Here is a 16,053-nt window from a genome sequence, read left to right on the forward strand (position 1 = left end):
CTTCAGAAGGCTGTGCAGGAATTACGAGGAAACGACAGAATCAGCCAACGAAATGCTCATGGTCGCAGCTGTTGTTATTTCTCTCCGAAAACTCACTTCTGTTAACAATCGTTTTTAAACAAGCTCTTATTTTATTTTTAACCTTCTTTAGTATCTTTACAGGCCGTATGCTTGCCGGGGTGACCTGAGATTTCCGAAAAATCGCGGGCAAATTTTCCAAAATTGCAATAAGCCTCATGCAGGGATATAAAGAAAATAGAGAAACCTCACGGTCTCTCTATTCCCTTAACCTAACTTTTTTAGTTGACTTTGTGTTATGCGTTGCTTTGATAGTAGCTATAAGCCTTCTGACGTTATAGTAGTAACAAAATTACAAATAATCTATTAAAACTACCCCCCCCAATAGTTAATTATTGTTAATGGAGGCATTTTGGGTAACTTTTTGCTCCTTTTTCAGATTCTTTGAACCAAGTTGAAAAAAAGAGTTTTGAATAAATAAATTATTTGTTCTACATTTGTAACGTCGTGTGTCAAGACTTTTGCTGTCTCAGTATTAGCAAACGTCAGACATTGTCATATTATTATACACAATGAAAAAAATTTCAGCTACTATTCTTGCCTTTAATGAGGAGAAGCGCATTGGAGCTTGTCTGGAATCGTTGCGCGGGATAGCTGATGAGATAATAGTGGTGGATTCCGGCTCGACAGACCGCACGGTCGACATATGCAGCCGCTACGGATGCCGGATCAGTGTCAGGAAATTTGATGGTTTCGGTGCGCAGCGCCAGTATGCCACATCGCTGACCACTCACCAGTATGTGCTTTCGATTGATGCAGATGAGGTGCTCTCGCCTGCCCTCCAGGAGTCAATTCTGCGTCTGAAAGAAGAAGGCTTCAGCCACAGGGTCTACAGTGTGGCGCGCCTGAATTTCTACTGCGGTTTTCCGGTAAGACACTGCGGCTGGTATCCCGACAGGCAGATACGTCTGTTTGACAAGCGTTATGCAAACTGGAACCTGCGCGATGTTTCAGAGGCGGTGATTTTCCGCGATTCGGTGCGTCCGGCGCTCCTTGACGGAGATATTCTCCATTATCGCTGCGACACCCCGCAGCAGTATGAGGCCGTCATAAATTCCCATGCCAAGATGAAGGCCAAGGTGCTTGCTGCCAAAGATGAGGAAATCGGGTTTCTCTCTCCGTTTCTTCACGGGATGAAGGCTTTCTTGAAAACGTTTGTGAACTGCGGGGGTATTTTTGAAGGAAAAGTCGGGAGAGAGATATCCCGCCAGTCATACAGAGCTGAACTGCTTGCCTACACGGCTGCAAGAAAAATAAAAAAGTCATCCTGCTGAAGGATGGCTTTTGTGTTTTATAAGAGGTTGTTTTTAAACCACCTTTAGGAGTGGAACTCTATCTCTGAAGATCGGCTATTGTGTCAGGCCTTTCCTGATTTTTTCGCTCTGACGGCTTTCGGTGACTTCGTAGGCTTTTCCTCAGAGTCGGGGAGCAGGCGGAAGGTCATGCGGTGGATGGGCGACGGGCCAATGGCGGCGATGGCCTCGCGATGGTCACGTGTCGGATAACCTTTGTTGATTTCCCAGTTATAGCCCGGATAGCAGGCGGCGGCATCACGCATGAATTCGTCGCGGTGGGTCTTGGCGAGGATTGAGGCCGCGGCTATGTTGCCGTATTTCGCATCGCCTTTGACCACGGTCACGTGGGCTATGTCGCGGTATGGTTTGAAACGGTTGCCGTCAACGGCGATTCCGCCCGGTATAACCTCAAGCGAATCCAGGGCGCGGTGCATGGCGAGGATCGAGGCGTTGAGAATGTTGATGCGGTCTATTTCCTCATGGTCAACCGAGGCAACGGCCCAGGCTATGGCATCGCGTTCTATGATGGGACGCAGTTCCTCGCGCTGCTTTTCGGTGAGTTTTTTCGAATCGTTGAGCAGCGGGTTTGAATATCCGTCGGGAAGAATTACGGCAGCTGCGAAAACTGGTCCGGCCAGGCATCCGCGCCCGGCTTCATCGCAGCCTGCTTCGAGAATGAACGGAGTGGTGGAGGAGGGCAGTGGTGATGAAAGTTTTTTCATATCGAATCCATGAAACCGTAGCCGAGCCCCGAACGGTTGACTATGTGCTGTCCGTAGGATCCGAGTTTTTTGCGCAGGCGTGAGATGTTGACATCGACAAGGCGCGGGTTGGTCATCTCTTCGTTGGGCCAGGTGGATGAGAAGATGTCTTCGCGCGGGAAGAGCTTGTTGCGCGAGCGCATGAGCAGTGTCAGAATGGAAAATTCGGTAGGTGAGAGGGCCAGGGTTTCGCCGTCGATTATCAGTGTGCGCGAGTCGATGTTGAGGATCAGGGTGCGGTATTCAATGGTGCGCTGGGTGGCGGCGGGTGCGAAATTGCGGTGGCGGCGGAGCACTGAGCGGATTCTGGCCATGAACTCGCGCAGCGAGAAGGGTTTGATGATGTAATCGTCGGCACCGGCGTTCAGCCCTGCTATGATGTCGCGCTCGCCGTCGCGGACGGTGCAGAACATCAGTGGAACGTGTTGGGTCATACGGTCTTCTTTCATGCGTTCGAGCAGTTCAAGACCGTCTATTTCTCCCGGAAGCACCACTTCTGAAATGACAAGCTGAAAGGTGTCAAGCGGAAGAATCAAAGCTTCTTCTGCCTGCCCTACGGACGTGACATCATAACCCTCGCTCTGAAGATTTTCCATCAGCAGAGAGGTGATGCCGCTGTCATTGTCCACAATTAATATAGAAGGGGTCACTCTTTGTTTCTGTTGTGCTTACGATTGCAAAATAGTTATGCGGAGAGAAGGATAGTGATATGAAATCCGGGAGCAAATATACTGAGATTTTGCAAAATTTGAGAAATTTGTAACAGAATTGTGTGACTTTTGAAATGGAATTGTCATTTTTTAAAGGAATAATCCTTACCTTTGTTGAAACAAGATCATCAGACACATATATTATATATAAGCACAAGGAAATGGAAGCAAAATACAAAAGAGTGCTGCTTAAACTCAGCGGCGAGTCGCTCATGGGAAAGCAGGGCTACGGGATAGACACCGAGCGTCTTTCGGAATATGCGTCACAGATCATGGAGATCTGCTCTATGGGTGTTCAGGTGGCCATCGTCATAGGCGGCGGCAATATTTTCCGCGGTCTTTCGGGAGCTGCCAAAGGTTTCAACCGTGTCAAGGGCGACCAGATGGGAATGCTCGCCACGGTGATCAATTCGCTGGCACTTTCATCGGCTCTTGAATCTATCGGACAGCCTGCAAAAGTGCTTACAGCCCTTAACATGTATCCTATCGGCGACTACTATTCAAACCGTGTGGCCATCGAGGCTCTTCAGCGCGGCGAAGTGGCCATCATAGCCGGCGGCACAGGCAATCCGTTTTTCACCACTGACACCGGAAGCGCCCTGCGCGGCATCGAGGTTGAGGCCGATGTGATGCTCAAAGGCACCCGCGTGGACGGAATCTATACGGCCGATCCCGAAAAAGATCCTGCTGCCGTCAAGTTTGACAAGATTTCCTATGACGAGGTCTATAACCGCGGTCTCAAGGTCATGGACCTCACGGCAACCGCTCTCTGCAAGGAGAACCATCTGCCCATCGTGGTGTTCGATATGGACACTCCGGGCAATCTTCTCAAGGTCATCAGCGGCGAGAACATCGGCACTCTTGTCTACTGACCCGCGCCTGTGATGGTCTGAGTCTGCCTTATGAGAGCTGACCGGCCCCGTGAAACCGATTGTTTTTAGAAACAGAAATAACCAATAAATACATCCCTTTTATGGAACCCTCTGATTACCTTAATCCGGCCGAAGAAAAAATGGAGATGGCCGTGGCTTATCTTGACGAATCGCTGGCCCATATCCGTGCCGGCAAAGCCAATCCGAAGATTCTTGACGCAGTGCGTGTGAGCTACTACGGCAGCAATGTGCCCGTGTCGCAGGTTGCAAACGTGGCTGTTCCTGACGCCCGTACAATCACCATCACTCCCTGGGAAAAGGCCATGTTCAAGGAGATTGAGAAAGCTATCATCAACTCTGAGATCGGCATCATGCCTGAAAACAACGGAGAAGTCATCCGTCTTTCCATCCCCCCGCTGACTGAAGAACGCCGCCGTGCGCTGGTGAAGCAGTCGAAAGGCGAGGCTGAGAATGCCAAAGTGAGCGTGCGCAACGCCCGCCGCGATGCTATAGAAGGTCTGAAAAAGGCCGTGAAGCAGGGCATGAGCGAGGATGTCGAGAAGGATGCTGAAAATGATGTGCAGAAGCTTCATGACAAGTATCTCAAAAAGATTGACGATCTTTTTGCTGCTAAGGAAAAAGAAATTCTGACCGTCTGATCTGACGGAGTTTTTCTCGATAAAAGAGCCGGTGGAGATTCTCTGCCGGCTTGTTTTTTTGATGACAGGGCTGGTTTTTCCAGGGTCAGCTGCCGATTTACCGCTCCGGATGGTGTGCCTTCTCTGTTGCATTTTGCAGGGGTGCATGGCGATTTTTAGGCTGAATTCTTCGGAAAGGAGGCGAAAATTGCTTAATTTTGTTTTTAAAGAAACATGAAGTCAATATGATTTCAGTTTCTGAATAATCTCTAAGAAAAGATATGCAGACCGTACTCTTTCACTCTACTATTTTCGGGCCGATCAGATCGCGGCGGCTCGGCGTTTCGTTGGGGGTCAATCTGACTCCTGACGATGGAAAGATATGCACATTCGACTGCCTCTACTGCGAGGCCGGTTTCAATGCCCAGGGCCCCGGAACCACCGGTTTCGCGCCACGCGAACGGGTGGCACACCTGCTCGAATCGCGCCTCAGAAACATGAACGAGGCCGGCGAACCGCTTGATGTGATCACTTTCTCAGGCAACGGCGAGCCTACTCTCCACCCTGATTTCGGAGGGGTGATTGATGACACTCTGCGCCTGCGCGACCGCTATTGTCCGTCGGCCAGAGTCAGTGTACTGAGCAACTCCACGCGCCTTGACCGCCACGATGTGGAGGAGGCTCTGCGGAAAGTCGACAACAATATTCTGAAACTCGATTCGGCCCTTACGGCGACAATGCGCGCCATTGACCGCCCTACACAGCCGTCGTTTACCTCGGAAAAGGCCATCGACCTGCTCTGCCGTTTCAAAGGGCAGTGCATAGTCCAGACCATGTTTCTGCGTGGCGAATACGAGGGTGTCAGGATTGATAATACAACTCCGGAAGAGGTCGATGCGCTCATCGAGGCTTATCGGCGAATTCAGCCCCGCGAGATAATGATCTATTCGATCGACCGTCAGACTCCGGCCCAGGGACTTGAGAAGGTGTCGCGCGAGGAACTCGAAGAAATTGCCCGGCGCATAAGCCTGGCCACAGACATAAAAGTACAGGTAGCATGACAGAGGAACGCCCGATACTGACTCCGCGACCGCTGCGCCACGGCGACCGTGTGGCAATAGTCTCGCCCGCCGGAATCATCAAGCCGCAGGTGGTCTACAATTCTCTTCCGGTGCTTGCCGACTGCGGGTGGGTGCCCTATGTAGGCAAAAATACTTTCGGCCGCTTCGGCACTTTTGCCGGAACGGATGACGAGCGTTATGCCGACCTTGAAGCGGCTTTGCTCGATCCTGACACCCGCGCCATCATCTGCTCGCGCGGAGGCTACGGCGCGGTCCATCTTCTCGACCGGCTCGACCGCCTGCCGCTGCGCGATGATCCGAAATGGATAGTGGGCTACAGTGACATCTCGGCTCTTCATGCCCTGATGACCCGTCACGGCATAAAGTCATTCCACGCTCCGATGACGAAACACATTTCGGAGAACCGCGGACGCGACACGGATTCCCGCCGGCTTTTCGAAATTCTTTCAGGCGCCACGCCTGATCTGCGTGCGGGCGGCCATCCGCTCAACCGGCCCGGCGAAGCCGAAGGTCTTCTGGTGGGTGGCAATCTCGCTGTGATAGCCGGACTGCTCAGCACTCCGTTTGATGTCATAAGGCCCGGACGCATTCTCTTCATCGAAGACATTGCCGAACCTATATATAAGGTGGAGCGGATTCTCTACACTTTGCGCCTGAGCGGAGTGCTCGGTCAGCTGGCCGGACTGGTGGTGGGCCGTTTTACGGATTATGCTCCAGACCGCGGGTCGGCGTCAATGGAGGAGATGATCAGCCGCATTGTGGCTGACTATTCTTATCCGGTGGCCTATGGAATTCCGGTGGGCCACGTGGACCACAATGTGCCGCTCGTCTGTTCATCGCTTGTCAGACTTGAGGTGACACGAAATTCAGCTGTCATCACACCGATAGGGTAGGGGAGAGGAGGACTGTTCCGTCAGCTTAGGCTCCGGCATCGGCATCAGTGCTGCGGCCGGTCTGTTTCAGGCAAAATCCTTTGAAAATTCACGCCCACCCGTGCAGGCCAAAATGAATTTTTAATTCTCAGAGCCTTAAAATTCGGGTAATCTGTTTTGATTTAGTGAATTAAGTCCGATTTTGGCTTTTCGACGATTGAGTCAAATAAAATTTGACCGAGATAGAAAAAATACTTAACTTTGTAACATGAACAAAATTGAGTGGCTGACCGACGGCGTGACCCTTATGCCTGACATCGACGCCCCGCTTTTGGAAAAGTGGATAGCGGCGGTGGCCAAAACACACAACCGTATCGTCGGGCCTCTCACCTATATATTCTGCGATGACCCGAAGATCATAGAGGTCAACCGCCGGTTTCTGAATCACGATTATTTTACCGATATCATCACCTTTGACTATTCGCGCGGGCGAATGGTGTCAGGCGACATGTTTATTTCCCTTGATACGGTGCTTTCGAACTCCGAACTCGTGGGAGCCACTTATCAGCGTGAGCTTCTGAGAGTGATCATCCACGGAGTCTTGCATCTCTGTGGCATCAACGACAAGGGACCGGGTGAGCGTGAGATAATGGAAAATTTTGAAAACCAAGCACTTGTATTGCTTGACGAAATAAAATCATAAATGAACTTCGACTATGACGTCATTGTCATCGGCGCCGGTCATGCCGGGTGCGAGGCTGCTCATGCGGCCGCGCGTCTTGGTGTGTCTACTCTGCTGATGACTATTGACATGAACAAAATTGCCCAGATGAGCTGCAATCCTGCCGTAGGTGGAATTGCCAAGGGGCAGATAGTTAGGGAAATAGACGCTCTCGGAGGCATGATGGGTGTTGTCACCGACGAGAGTGCCATACAGTTTCGTATGCTCAACCGCTCCAAAGGTCCGGCCGTATGGAGCCCGCGCTCACAGAGCGACCGTATGGAATTTTCGCGCCTGTGGAGAAATATCCTTGAAAATACCTCGAATCTCTCCATCTGGCAGGATTCGGCCAACGGCCTGCTGATTGAGGACGGACGTGTGACGGGCGTGACAACCTGCCTCGGCGTGACTTTCAAGGCCAGATGCGTGGTGCTGACCGCAGGCACATTCCTGAACGGACTGATGCACACCGGGCCGGTGAAACTGCCGGGAGGACGCGTTTCAGAGCCGGCTTCGCATGGTCTTACCGAGCAGTTGCGCGAACTGGGCTTCACTACTGACCGCATGAAGACCGGAACTCCGGTGCGTATCGACGGCCGGTCGGTTGACTGGAGTCAGACCAATCTCCAGGACGGTGACAATGATTTCCACAAGTTCAGCTATCTGCCGAACATTCACCGCAAGCTACGTCAGCGTCCATGCCACACGGTCTACACCAATCCCGAAACCCACAGAATTCTTCGGGAAGGACTGCCGTTCTCTCCCCTCTACAACGGACAGATCCAGAGCATCGGACCGCGTTACTGCCCCAGTATAGAAACCAAAATCGTAACCTTTGCCGACAAAGACGAACATCAGCTTTTCCTCGAACCTGAAGGCGAGGTGACCAATGAATATTACCTTAACGGCTTCTCGTCATCGCTGCCGATCGATGTCCAGATCCGGGCTCTGGAAACAGTTCCGGCTCTGCGCAACGTGCATATTTTCCGCCCCGGCTATGCTATCGAATATGACTTTTTTGACCCTACGCAGCTCTATCACACACTTGAGACGAAGCTCGTCAGCGGCCTCTATTTCGCCGGTCAGGTCAACGGTACCACCGGTTATGAGGAAGCCGCCGGACAGGGCCTGATAGCGGGAATCAACGCCGCTCTCAAGGTCAAGGGCGCCGAGCCGTTTACCCTCGCGCGCGATGAGGCATATATAGGAGTGCTGATCGACGATCTCGTCACCAAGGGCGTCGATGAGCCTTACCGCATGTTTACCTCGCGCGCTGAATACCGCATACTTCTGCGCCAGGACGATGCCGACATGCGCCTCACACCACGCGGTCATGCCATCGGACTCGCCACCGACTACCGCTTCAATGAAATGGAAAGCAAACGCCGTCAGCGCGACTCGCTCATTGAATTTTGCCGCGAATTTTCAGTGAAGGCATCGCTGATCAATTCCTATCTTGAAAGCATCGGAGAGCAGCCGTTGAAGCAGGGCGTTAAACTCCATGACCTGATTCTGCGCCCCGGCCTGACGGTTGAAATTCTTGCCAAAGGCATCGGGCCGTTTGCCGAATTCATAAAAGAAAATATAGAAGAAGCGCGACGTCAGGAGATCATAGAGGCAGCCGAAATTCTGATGAAATATCAGGGTTACATACAGCGCGAGCAGCAGATAGCCGACAAGCTCCGCCGACTGGAAAATCTGACCATCCGCGGCAAGATCGACTATGCGTCGCTCACCGCACTCTCTACTGAAGCCAGGCAGAAACTCGAACGCATCAACCCCGAAACCATAGCCCAGGCATCACGCATTCCTGGCATCTCTCCGGCTGATATAAACATACTGCTGTTGCTCATGGGACGATGAAAAATCATTGTTTCACGTGGAACAATTTTACTAAAAAGAATCATAAATCTAAATTCAAATACATCATGGAATATCTGAAACAGCGCATCCGCGACGTCTATGACTTCCCTAAGAAGGGTATAGTTTTTAAGGATCTCACCACACTTTTCAAAGATCCACGCGGTCTGCATATCATCGGCTGGGACCTTTCCCAACTTTACCGCGACAAAGGTGTTACTAAAGTTGTAGGCATCGAGTCACGCGGCTTCATCGGCGGTTCGATCCTTGCATTCGAACTCGGAGCAGGCTTTGTGCCCGTCCGCAAGCCCGGCAAACTTCCTGCCGACACAATCCAGGCTTCATATGACAAGGAGTATGGAAAGGATGTGATCGAGATCCACCGCGATGCTATCACTCCTGATGACATCGTGGTGCTTCATGACGATGTGCTTGCCACCGGCGGAACAATGGCTGCCGCCTACGAGCTTGTAAAATCTATGAATCCTAAGAAGATTTACATTAACTTCATCATCGAGCTTTCGGCGCTCAACGGACGTGCGGTGCTTCCGGCCGATGCTGAAGTGACTTCGCTGATCACATATTAAACAACCTCTGATAAATACCTTCGATATCATTGGCCAAACATAAAAAATCGGCCTCTCTGACCGAAAAAATATCAATTCTTCCCGATACCCCCGGCGTCTATATGTATTATGACGCCGAGGGTACGGTGATTTATGTAGGTAAGGCTAAGAACCTCAAACGGCGTGTAAGTTCTTATTTCAACCGTACGCATGACAGTCTCCGCACCAATCTGCTGGTGCGCGCCATCACTGACATGAGCTATATAGTTGTGCCTACGGAGCAGGATGCACTCAACCTTGAAGCCTCGATGATCAAGGAGTATCAGCCGCGCTACAATGTGTTGCTGAAGGATGACAAATCCTATCCCTGGATAGTGGTGACAAACGAGCCTTATCCGAGGGTTTTCATGACGCGCCAGCGCATAAAGGACGGGTCGAAATACTACGGCCCATATACCGACACGGGCAGCGCGCGCGCCACTCTTGATCTTCTCAGAAAGCTCTATTCCATCCGTTCGTGCCGTCAGCCGATGACTCTCGACTGGGTCCGGGCCGGCAAGGGCCGTCTCTGTCTCGACTATCATCTCAAGCGTTGCAAGGGGTGCTGCACGGGGCTTGTGTCGGCCGAGGAATATGGCCGTGATATTGAAAAGGTGCGCACTATTCTGCGTGGCGACATCGGGGAACTCCTGACGTATCTGCGGGGAGAAATGGAGAAACTCTCGCTTGAAATGCGCTTTGAAGAAGCTCAGGAACTCAAGGAACAGTATGATCTGATCAGACGCTATCAGGCCAAGAGTGTCATAGTCTCGCAGACCATCGAGGACATTGACGTGTTTGGTATAGACGATGAAGACAGCGATGTCTATATTAACTATATGCACGTGCGCCACGGTGCCGTTGTCAAGTCGGTCACACTCGAATTCAAGCGCCGTCTTGACGAGTCGAAAGCACAGCTTCTGGGCTATGCCATGTCTGAGATTTCAGAGAGTCTCGGAGTGAAATTCGACGATGTGATAGTGGCGGAAATGCCGGATGTGGAGATGCCCGATGTCCGCTTCATAATGCCTCAGCGCGGCGACAAAGCCAAACTGCTGGAGGTCTCGCAGAAGAACGCGCGCCAGCATCGGGTGGACAAGATCAAAACAATGGAGAAACGGAATCCGGAGACGAGAGCCGACAGGATTCTGATGCGGATGCAGTCTGATTTTCATCTCTCGGAACTGCCGCGCCACATAGAGTGTTTTGACAATTCGAACATCCAGGGCACGAATCCCGTGGCCTCATGTGTGGTCTTCAAAGATGCGCGTCCGAGCAAAAAGGACTATCGTCATTTCAACATAAAGACGGTGGTCGGACCTGACGATTTCGCTTCCATGAAAGAGGTGCTGACCAGGCGCTACACACGCCTTGTCAACGAGGGACGGGAGCTGCCGCAGCTCATCGTGGTTGACGGTGGCAAAGGTCAGCTGTCGGCGGCTGTGGAGGCTCTTGACGAGATGGGGCTGAGGGGCAAAATAGCTGTGGTCGGCATTGCGAAGCGCCTTGAGGAAATCTATTTTCCGGGTGACAGCATTCCGCTCTATATCGACAAAAACAGCGAGACTCTGCGGGTGGTACAGCACCTGCGCGACGAGGCCCACCGCTTCGGAATAACCCACCACCGCGACCGCCGCAGCAAGTCGCAGGCTGTCTCGGAACTTGACGGAATAAAGGGAGTCGGAGAGAAAACCCGCACGGCACTGCTGACCCATTTCAAGAGCGTCAGACGTCTGCGCGAAGCCGACCTCGATGCCATTGCCGAAGTGGTCGGTCCGGCCAAGGCTTCGATTGTTTTCGGAGCCCTCCATGCCGAGGAGTGAGTTATTGTCAGCCCTTCCGCATCATCGCACTTAAAGGCCGTGGCGGGGCCTTATCTTTGCAATGAAATTTTCATTATCAAGAACCAATTGCAAAGAAACAGACATGAATCTCACACGTATCTTTCCGATCCTTCTTCTGCTGAGTGTGGAATACTCTGGGGTCTTCATCGCCGTCATTGCCGACCTTGTCAGCGGCCTTCGGAAATCTCGCTCCAGAGGAGAGAAATGTACTTCCTGGGGACTGCGCCGCTCCGTCGACAAACTGCTGCGCTACTATCTCGCTCTGATGGCTCTCTCGCTTGTCGATTTCATGGCCATCGCCGCCTTTATCCTGCTCCGTGACTCCGGCTCTGTGGCCATACCTGAGTTTCCTTTTCTGACCACATTCGGGGCTTTGTCACTGGCGCTGATCGAAGTCAAAAGCATCTGCGAGAAGTCGGAAGACAAGGGCGATCTGCGCCGTGCCGCAGGGCTGCTTTCCGATATTCTTTCCCGCATTCCGGCCGGATTTCTAAGCCGTCTGAAATAGCGGTCTTGGTCGTGATTCCGGAGCGATCCTGTAGCGCTCCTGTAGCAATCCTGGCTGCTTCCGTTTGAACCGTCTCCTCATTGGCATTATTCTAAAACTAAAAAATTAGTCTGATCTGCATGGCCGCATAAGCCATACTGAGCAGACTAAATTTTTTAGATACTGATCCCTCTTTTCAGAGGGTGATTTAACAAGTTCTGTGCCGATCCGTTTCAGCGGGTCCGGTTGTTGGCATGGATTATATCCTGCAGCGTGACGGCCGGATTCCTGAAGCAGTAGCGGCTGCGCTCATTGCGGTATCTGACGGCACCCTGCGGACAGTTGTGGTAACAGGCGGTGCATTTCAGGCAGTCGCCCTGCCATTGCGGATGGCCGCCGGCGAGTTGCACGTTGGCATTCGGACAAACCTTGACGCAGGTTCCGCAGCCGTTACACTTGTCAGCCTCGACGCTGAATCCGCTGTCGAATTTCGGGCCCTGCGGCATCCGTTCTTCAATAATTCCGATCAGCCTGCTAACCACTCCGGGTTTCTCGACAAAGCATTTCCGCTCCCTGATCTCCCCTGCTATCGCATCCATGCAGACGGAGATTTTTTTGCGTCCGCAGTCTCTGACCTGACGGCTGACACTGACGATTATGAAATTGTTGTCGACCATCTTTATAGTGCGGATGTAGTCGAATATGATGCCTGTCTCCTTCCCTAAGCGGCACATGTGAGTGGCCGCGCGTCCGGCAAGCTCACCGTAGGTCAGAACGGCGAAGAGATATGGCGCCCGTAGGCTGAGGCGGCGCATCAGCTGAGTGACCACAGCGGGTATCTGCCCGAAATAGACAGGCATCACAAGACCTATCCCTTCAGGGTCGCTGAGCTCGACGGAGCCGGTTTGCCGCAGGAGTGTCACGGCGCTTATGCAGCGTCCGCCAATATGCCTGGCCACGGCAAGCGAATTGCCGGTGGCGGTGAAATAAATTACTGTCATGCAGATTTCTGTTAACGGCGTTGGGTCTTTCTGCAAAAGTAGCAATAAAAATTTGTCAGCTAAGGGATTTTAGCTAATTTTGCAGGCCAAAATGTCAGTGAAATGATGCATTATGTTGGTTCTCAATAGTTTAAAGATTGTTTTATGAAATGGATGCCCTTGATCCTGCTCACGGTTGCGGGATTCACATTCAACACCTCCGAGATAACCCCTATCGGACTTCTCAGCGACATAGCCGCTGACTTCGGAGTCAGCGAAGCCCGTGCCGGCCTGCTGATTTCTATCTATGCCTGGGTTGTGGCCCTGCTTTCTCTGCCGCTGATGCTCTGGTGTGCGCGCATGGATTTCCGTAAACTGCTGCTGATAATAGTCGGAGTCTTTTTTGTCAGCCACATCGGATCGGTACTCGCCACCGGTTATTGGACACTCCTCGCATCGCGTATCGGAGTGGCCTGCGCCCATTCGCTTTTCTGGTCCATAGCTCCGCCGATGGCAGTTGCGGTCACCCCCGACGGCAAGCGGTCTACAGCCTTGAGTGCGCTTGTAGCCGGCGGCGGCATCGCTCTTATAGCCGGTCTGCCCCTCGGCCGTATGCTCGGTCTTCTTGCCGGATGGCGTGTCACGTTCGGCGCACTCGGTCTTCTGGCGGGACTGATCCTTATAGGGCTTTTCCGTTTCTTCCCCACACTGCCCCGCAGCGGAGAGGGCGAATCGCGGCGCGACATGCTCCGCGATGTGATCACCAGTCGCCCGCTGCTGATGGTCTATTTCATCACGGCCGTGATTGTGACCGGACACTACACGGGCTACAGCTACGTCGAGCCGTTCATGGACCGTATTGTCCACATGCAAGCCAGGGCCATCACTCTTACGCTTGCTCTTTTCGGCATAGCCGGTCTGCTCGGCAGCGCTGTCATGACCCGTTATTTTTTCCGCTATCCGCGCCGGATCATCAGCATGGCCTGCATCGGTCTTCCGGTGATGCTTCTGCTTCTGCTCCCGGTAGCCTCGCTGTCGGTGAGCCTGCTCGCGCTGCTCTGCATTCTGTGGGGACTTGCCATGACGATCTACAATATCGCTTTCCAGAACGAGATCATAGTGCTTGCGCCCCACAACTCGGCAGTGGCCATGAGTCTCTACTCCGGAATCTTCAATCTCGGCATTGGCGGAGGCGCTTTTGTAGGCGGCATTGTCTGTGACCACGGAATGATGGCCGACATCGGTTTTGTGGGCGGTTCTATCGCTCTTGTGGCCGCGATCTACGCAATCTTCCGTTATCTGCCTTTGCGTCGATTTTAAGGGCGTTTCCGTGGCTTTTTCTTTGCGATATTTTCTGCGAAACAAATCGCGGGGCCGGAGAAGGTCTTTCAGCGGCGGCGGGCGTGTCTGGCAAGCAGACTGTGGCCGAGACGGCAGTAAAGACATTTGCGCTCTTCGCAGTAGCGGCGGCGCAGCTGGATGAGAGCCTGAGATGTGAAGGCATCCTTGCAGCCGATGCCTGCGTTTGAGAAAAGAGTCACAATCGAATTGCTTTCCGGCGGAAGTTCCTGAAGCCATTCAACTGCCCGACGGGTCATCTCTTCATCGCCGTGCATGTTGCCATAGGCCATCAGGAGCGGGATGGCCACGTTGATAATAAGAATGTCGGCCGAGTTCCGGCTGAGGGTGTCGAAGTTGCGTTCGCTGCCTGGCCCGAAAGTGAAATGGCAGGCCCAGTAGCCTGTGAGCGGCTGGCGGAAGAGTTCGCGCAGGGAGTCGATGCTTTCGGTACTGGTTATTTTTCTGACGAGCCTGAAATCGGAGGCTACGAGCTGCGCAAGAAGGGCTATGCGGCGGTGGGGGAAATTGTGGGGGCGCATACGGGCCATTTTCCAGCCTAAAGGCTGAAGGGGGCGCAGAGAGAATTTGTGGGCGAAGAATTTGTGCTCCCTGATCAGTTCTTCTACATATGGATCGGTTTTTGGAGCGTTGTCGAGGAAGCCTCCCTGACCGAAAAACAGGGCTTCCATAGTCAGCTGCGAGTCGCTGTGCTTGCGCAGGAAATGCAGAGGCAGTGACATTGCCAGCCGCTCCATCGGTTCGGAATTGGTGCTGAATCCGAGGGCGCGGGCGAGGATCACGTAGCAGGTCTGTTCCCAGTCACCGGTGTAACGGGCGAGGAGTTCCTCGATGTGTGCGGCCTTGGAATATATGCGCTCATAGGCAAGTGATGTCAGCCAGTCTGTGAGGCGGAGCGAGTCGAGGGTCTTTATTTCCTCGGCACAGGGCAGGTCTATGTCGGCGCGGTCAACCAGCTCATGATAGCGGATATGGAATTCCGGCTCGCATTTCATCACCATCTGCGGAATTATCTCTCCGTTGTGGCGTCTGACGGCGGTGTCGTCACGGTCGACCACATGGAGCACCACGGAGTCATATGCGCGGTCGCCGTCGTGGCGGTGGCGGTGCCAGTCACTTGCTCTGACATGGATCTCGATGTCACCGGCCCACATGGCTTCGCCAAGTTTTATTTTGGCATTGAAAAAGTCAGGCCCCGCATCGGTGTTGAGCCGACCGGGGTCTATGACTGTGACTTTACGCCCGTCCACAGTGACCATGTCCGTTGTTTCCAACAGACGGTGCTGCCACACGTATTGCATCAGGCGTTCCATTCAGAGGTTTGCAGTGGAGAGTCGGGGAGGTGAGAGAATATGGGAATGAGGAGGTGGCGTTGAGCCAACGGGAGGGCTTAAAGCTCGTCGATATGGCGGTTGAGAGCTACCATTTTGATTGCTGTCTCGGCTGCTTCGGCACCCTTGTTGCCGAGCGAGCCGCCTGCGCGGTCAAGAGCCTGCTGCTCTTCGTTGACGGTGAGCACTCCGAAAATCACCGGGATGTCACAGTCGGCGTTGAGTGCGGTCATGCCCTGGGTTACGCTTTGACATACGTAGTCGAAGTGGGGAGTGTCGCCCTTTATCACGCATCCAATGATTATGATGGCGTCATATGATCCGGTTTCGATGAGCTTAGAGGCTGCGAATGTCAGTTCTACGGCTCCGGGTACGCTGACCACTGTCACGTCTTTTTCGGGCATTCCGTAGCTGCGCAGAGTGTCAAGAGCGCCGTCGCGGAGGGCTCCGGTGATGTGGCCGTTCCATTCGGCTACTGCTATCGCTATTCTGAAGTCTTTGATTCGGGGGAGTGAGCTGGTAGGGGTGTGCTGTGACATTGTGAAGTTCCTTGTTTTG

Annotated in this window: 17 protein-coding genes; 12 read left to right on the forward strand and 5 right to left on the reverse strand. The window is 52.9% G+C overall.

From position 1 onward, the window contains the following. Together C5O23_RS14450 and C5O23_RS05870 are read left to right on the forward strand one after the other, a co-directional pair. On the forward strand, positions 1-188 hold a 188-nt coding region (locus C5O23_RS14450), incomplete at its 5' end, for a hypothetical protein (protein WP_205743429.1). 402 nt (positions 189-590) lie between these two features. Further along, positions 591-1,352 (forward strand): glycosyltransferase family 2 protein, encoded by a 762-nt coding sequence (locus C5O23_RS05870; RefSeq protein ID WP_107032023.1) that lies wholly within the window; start codon positions 591-593, stop codon positions 1,350-1,352. A gap of 83 nt (positions 1,353-1,435) precedes the next feature. Here the strand turns inward: C5O23_RS05870 and C5O23_RS05875 are convergent, their stop codons facing one another. Both C5O23_RS05875 and C5O23_RS05880 read right to left on the reverse strand, forming a co-directional pair. Continuing rightward, positions 1,436-2,095 (reverse strand): ribonuclease HII, encoded by a 660-nt coding sequence (locus tag C5O23_RS05875; RefSeq protein ID WP_107032024.1) that lies wholly within the window; start codon positions 2,093-2,095, stop codon positions 1,436-1,438. Continuing rightward, positions 2,092-2,784 carry a response regulator transcription factor gene (locus C5O23_RS05880; RefSeq protein ID WP_205743430.1) on the reverse strand — a complete coding sequence of 231 codons (693 nt, stop codon included), beginning with the start codon at positions 2,782-2,784 and terminating at the stop codon, positions 2,092-2,094. The genes C5O23_RS05875 and C5O23_RS05880 overlap by 4 nt, the downstream gene beginning before the upstream one ends. A 221-nt stretch (positions 2,785-3,005) precedes the next feature. Here C5O23_RS05880 and pyrH point away from each other — a divergent pair, with 221 nt between their 5' ends. The 9 genes from pyrH to C5O23_RS05925 all read left to right on the forward strand — a co-directional run bounded on the left by pyrH (position 3,006) and on the right by C5O23_RS05925 (position 11,846). Next, positions 3,006-3,716 carry a UMP kinase gene (gene pyrH, locus C5O23_RS05885; protein WP_107032093.1) on the forward strand — a complete coding sequence of 237 codons (711 nt, stop codon included), beginning with the start codon at positions 3,006-3,008 and terminating at the stop codon, positions 3,714-3,716. A gap of 101 nt (positions 3,717-3,817) precedes the next feature. Continuing rightward, the gene (gene frr / locus C5O23_RS05890; protein ID WP_107032026.1) at positions 3,818-4,375 is read left to right on the forward strand and encodes a ribosome recycling factor; all 558 of its coding nucleotides are present in this window, start codon (positions 3,818-3,820) and stop codon (positions 4,373-4,375) included. Positions 4,376-4,635: 260 nt separating this feature from the next. Next, on the forward strand, positions 4,636-5,415 hold the full coding sequence (locus C5O23_RS05895) for a radical SAM protein (RefSeq protein WP_107032027.1): 780 nt from the start codon (positions 4,636-4,638) through the stop codon (positions 5,413-5,415). Next, positions 5,412-6,329: a S66 peptidase family protein gene (locus C5O23_RS05900; RefSeq protein ID WP_107032028.1), complete on the forward strand. Its 918-nt coding sequence runs from the start codon at positions 5,412-5,414 to the stop codon at positions 6,327-6,329. The genes C5O23_RS05895 and C5O23_RS05900 overlap by 4 nt, the downstream gene beginning before the upstream one ends. Positions 6,330-6,576: 247 nt before the next feature. After that, complete coding sequence (gene ybeY, locus C5O23_RS05905; protein WP_107032029.1) at positions 6,577-7,011, forward strand: rRNA maturation RNase YbeY; 435 nt, start codon at positions 6,577-6,579, stop codon at positions 7,009-7,011. Then, positions 7,012-8,892, forward strand: a complete 1,881-nt coding sequence (gene mnmG, locus C5O23_RS05910; RefSeq protein WP_107032030.1) for a tRNA uridine-5-carboxymethylaminomethyl(34) synthesis enzyme MnmG — start codon at positions 7,012-7,014, stop codon at positions 8,890-8,892. A 65-nt stretch (positions 8,893-8,957) separates the two neighbouring features. Beyond that, a complete protein-coding gene (locus C5O23_RS05915) occupies positions 8,958-9,476 on the forward strand; it encodes an adenine phosphoribosyltransferase (protein ID WP_107032031.1) in 519 nt (172 codons plus the stop codon). Between the two features lie 29 nt (positions 9,477-9,505). Beyond that, complete coding sequence (gene uvrC, locus C5O23_RS05920) at positions 9,506-11,317, forward strand: excinuclease ABC subunit UvrC (protein WP_107032032.1); 1,812 nt, start codon at positions 9,506-9,508, stop codon at positions 11,315-11,317. 103 nt (positions 11,318-11,420) lie between these two features. Continuing rightward, a complete protein-coding gene (locus tag C5O23_RS05925) occupies positions 11,421-11,846 on the forward strand; it encodes a hypothetical protein (RefSeq protein ID WP_107032033.1) in 426 nt (141 codons plus the stop codon). Between the two features lie 212 nt (positions 11,847-12,058). On the opposite strand, the gene C5O23_RS05930 is transcribed toward C5O23_RS05925, so the two are convergent. Continuing rightward, positions 12,059-12,826, reverse strand: coding sequence for an EFR1 family ferrodoxin (locus C5O23_RS05930; RefSeq protein WP_107032034.1), 768 nt, complete (start codon positions 12,824-12,826; stop codon positions 12,059-12,061). A gap of 144 nt (positions 12,827-12,970) precedes the next feature. Here C5O23_RS05930 and C5O23_RS05935 point away from each other — a divergent pair, with 144 nt between their 5' ends. After that, positions 12,971-14,125, forward strand: a complete 1,155-nt coding sequence (locus tag C5O23_RS05935; protein ID WP_107032035.1) for an MFS transporter — start codon at positions 12,971-12,973, stop codon at positions 14,123-14,125. A 68-nt stretch (positions 14,126-14,193) separates the two neighbouring features. Here C5O23_RS05935 and C5O23_RS05940 read toward each other — a convergent pair whose 3' ends face one another. Then, positions 14,194-15,477: a DUF2851 family protein gene (locus C5O23_RS05940; RefSeq protein ID WP_107032036.1), complete on the reverse strand. Its 1,284-nt coding sequence runs from the start codon at positions 15,475-15,477 to the stop codon at positions 14,194-14,196. A gap of 77 nt (positions 15,478-15,554) precedes the next feature. Beyond that, positions 15,555-16,034 carry a 6,7-dimethyl-8-ribityllumazine synthase gene (gene ribH, locus C5O23_RS05945; RefSeq protein WP_107032037.1) on the reverse strand — a complete coding sequence of 160 codons (480 nt, stop codon included), beginning with the start codon at positions 16,032-16,034 and terminating at the stop codon, positions 15,555-15,557. Positions 16,035-16,053 lie beyond the last annotated feature (19 nt).

The organism is Duncaniella muris (genome assembly GCF_003024805.1).
Taxonomy (GTDB): domain Bacteria; phylum Bacteroidota; class Bacteroidia; order Bacteroidales; family Muribaculaceae; genus Duncaniella; species Duncaniella muris.

Coding starts and splice junctions, on each gene's coding strand:
- C5O23_RS05870 (WP_107032023.1), top strand. CDS start 591: ATGAAAAAAATTTCAGCTACTATTCTTGCCTTTAATGAGGAGAAGCGC.
- C5O23_RS05875 (WP_107032024.1), bottom strand. CDS start 2,095: ATGAAAAAACTTTCATCACCACTGCCCTCCTCCACCACTCCGTTCATT.
- pyrH (WP_107032093.1), top strand. CDS start 3,006: ATGGAAGCAAAATACAAAAGAGTGCTGCTTAAACTCAGCGGCGAGTCG.
- frr (WP_107032026.1), top strand. CDS start 3,818: ATGGAACCCTCTGATTACCTTAATCCGGCCGAAGAAAAAATGGAGATG.
- C5O23_RS05895 (WP_107032027.1), top strand. CDS start 4,636: ATGCAGACCGTACTCTTTCACTCTACTATTTTCGGGCCGATCAGATCG.
- C5O23_RS05900 (WP_107032028.1), top strand. CDS start 5,412: ATGACAGAGGAACGCCCGATACTGACTCCGCGACCGCTGCGCCACGGC.
- ybeY (WP_107032029.1), top strand. CDS start 6,577: ATGAACAAAATTGAGTGGCTGACCGACGGCGTGACCCTTATGCCTGAC.
- mnmG (WP_107032030.1), top strand. CDS start 7,012: ATGAACTTCGACTATGACGTCATTGTCATCGGCGCCGGTCATGCCGGG.
- C5O23_RS05915 (WP_107032031.1), top strand. CDS start 8,958: ATGGAATATCTGAAACAGCGCATCCGCGACGTCTATGACTTCCCTAAG.
- C5O23_RS05925 (WP_107032033.1), top strand. CDS start 11,421: ATGAATCTCACACGTATCTTTCCGATCCTTCTTCTGCTGAGTGTGGAA.
- C5O23_RS05930 (WP_107032034.1), bottom strand. CDS start 12,826: ATGACAGTAATTTATTTCACCGCCACCGGCAATTCGCTTGCCGTGGCC.
- C5O23_RS05935 (WP_107032035.1), top strand. CDS start 12,971: ATGAAATGGATGCCCTTGATCCTGCTCACGGTTGCGGGATTCACATTC.
- C5O23_RS05940 (WP_107032036.1), bottom strand. CDS start 15,477: ATGGAACGCCTGATGCAATACGTGTGGCAGCACCGTCTGTTGGAAACA.
- ribH (WP_107032037.1), bottom strand. CDS start 16,034: ATGTCACAGCACACCCCTACCAGCTCACTCCCCCGAATCAAAGACTTC.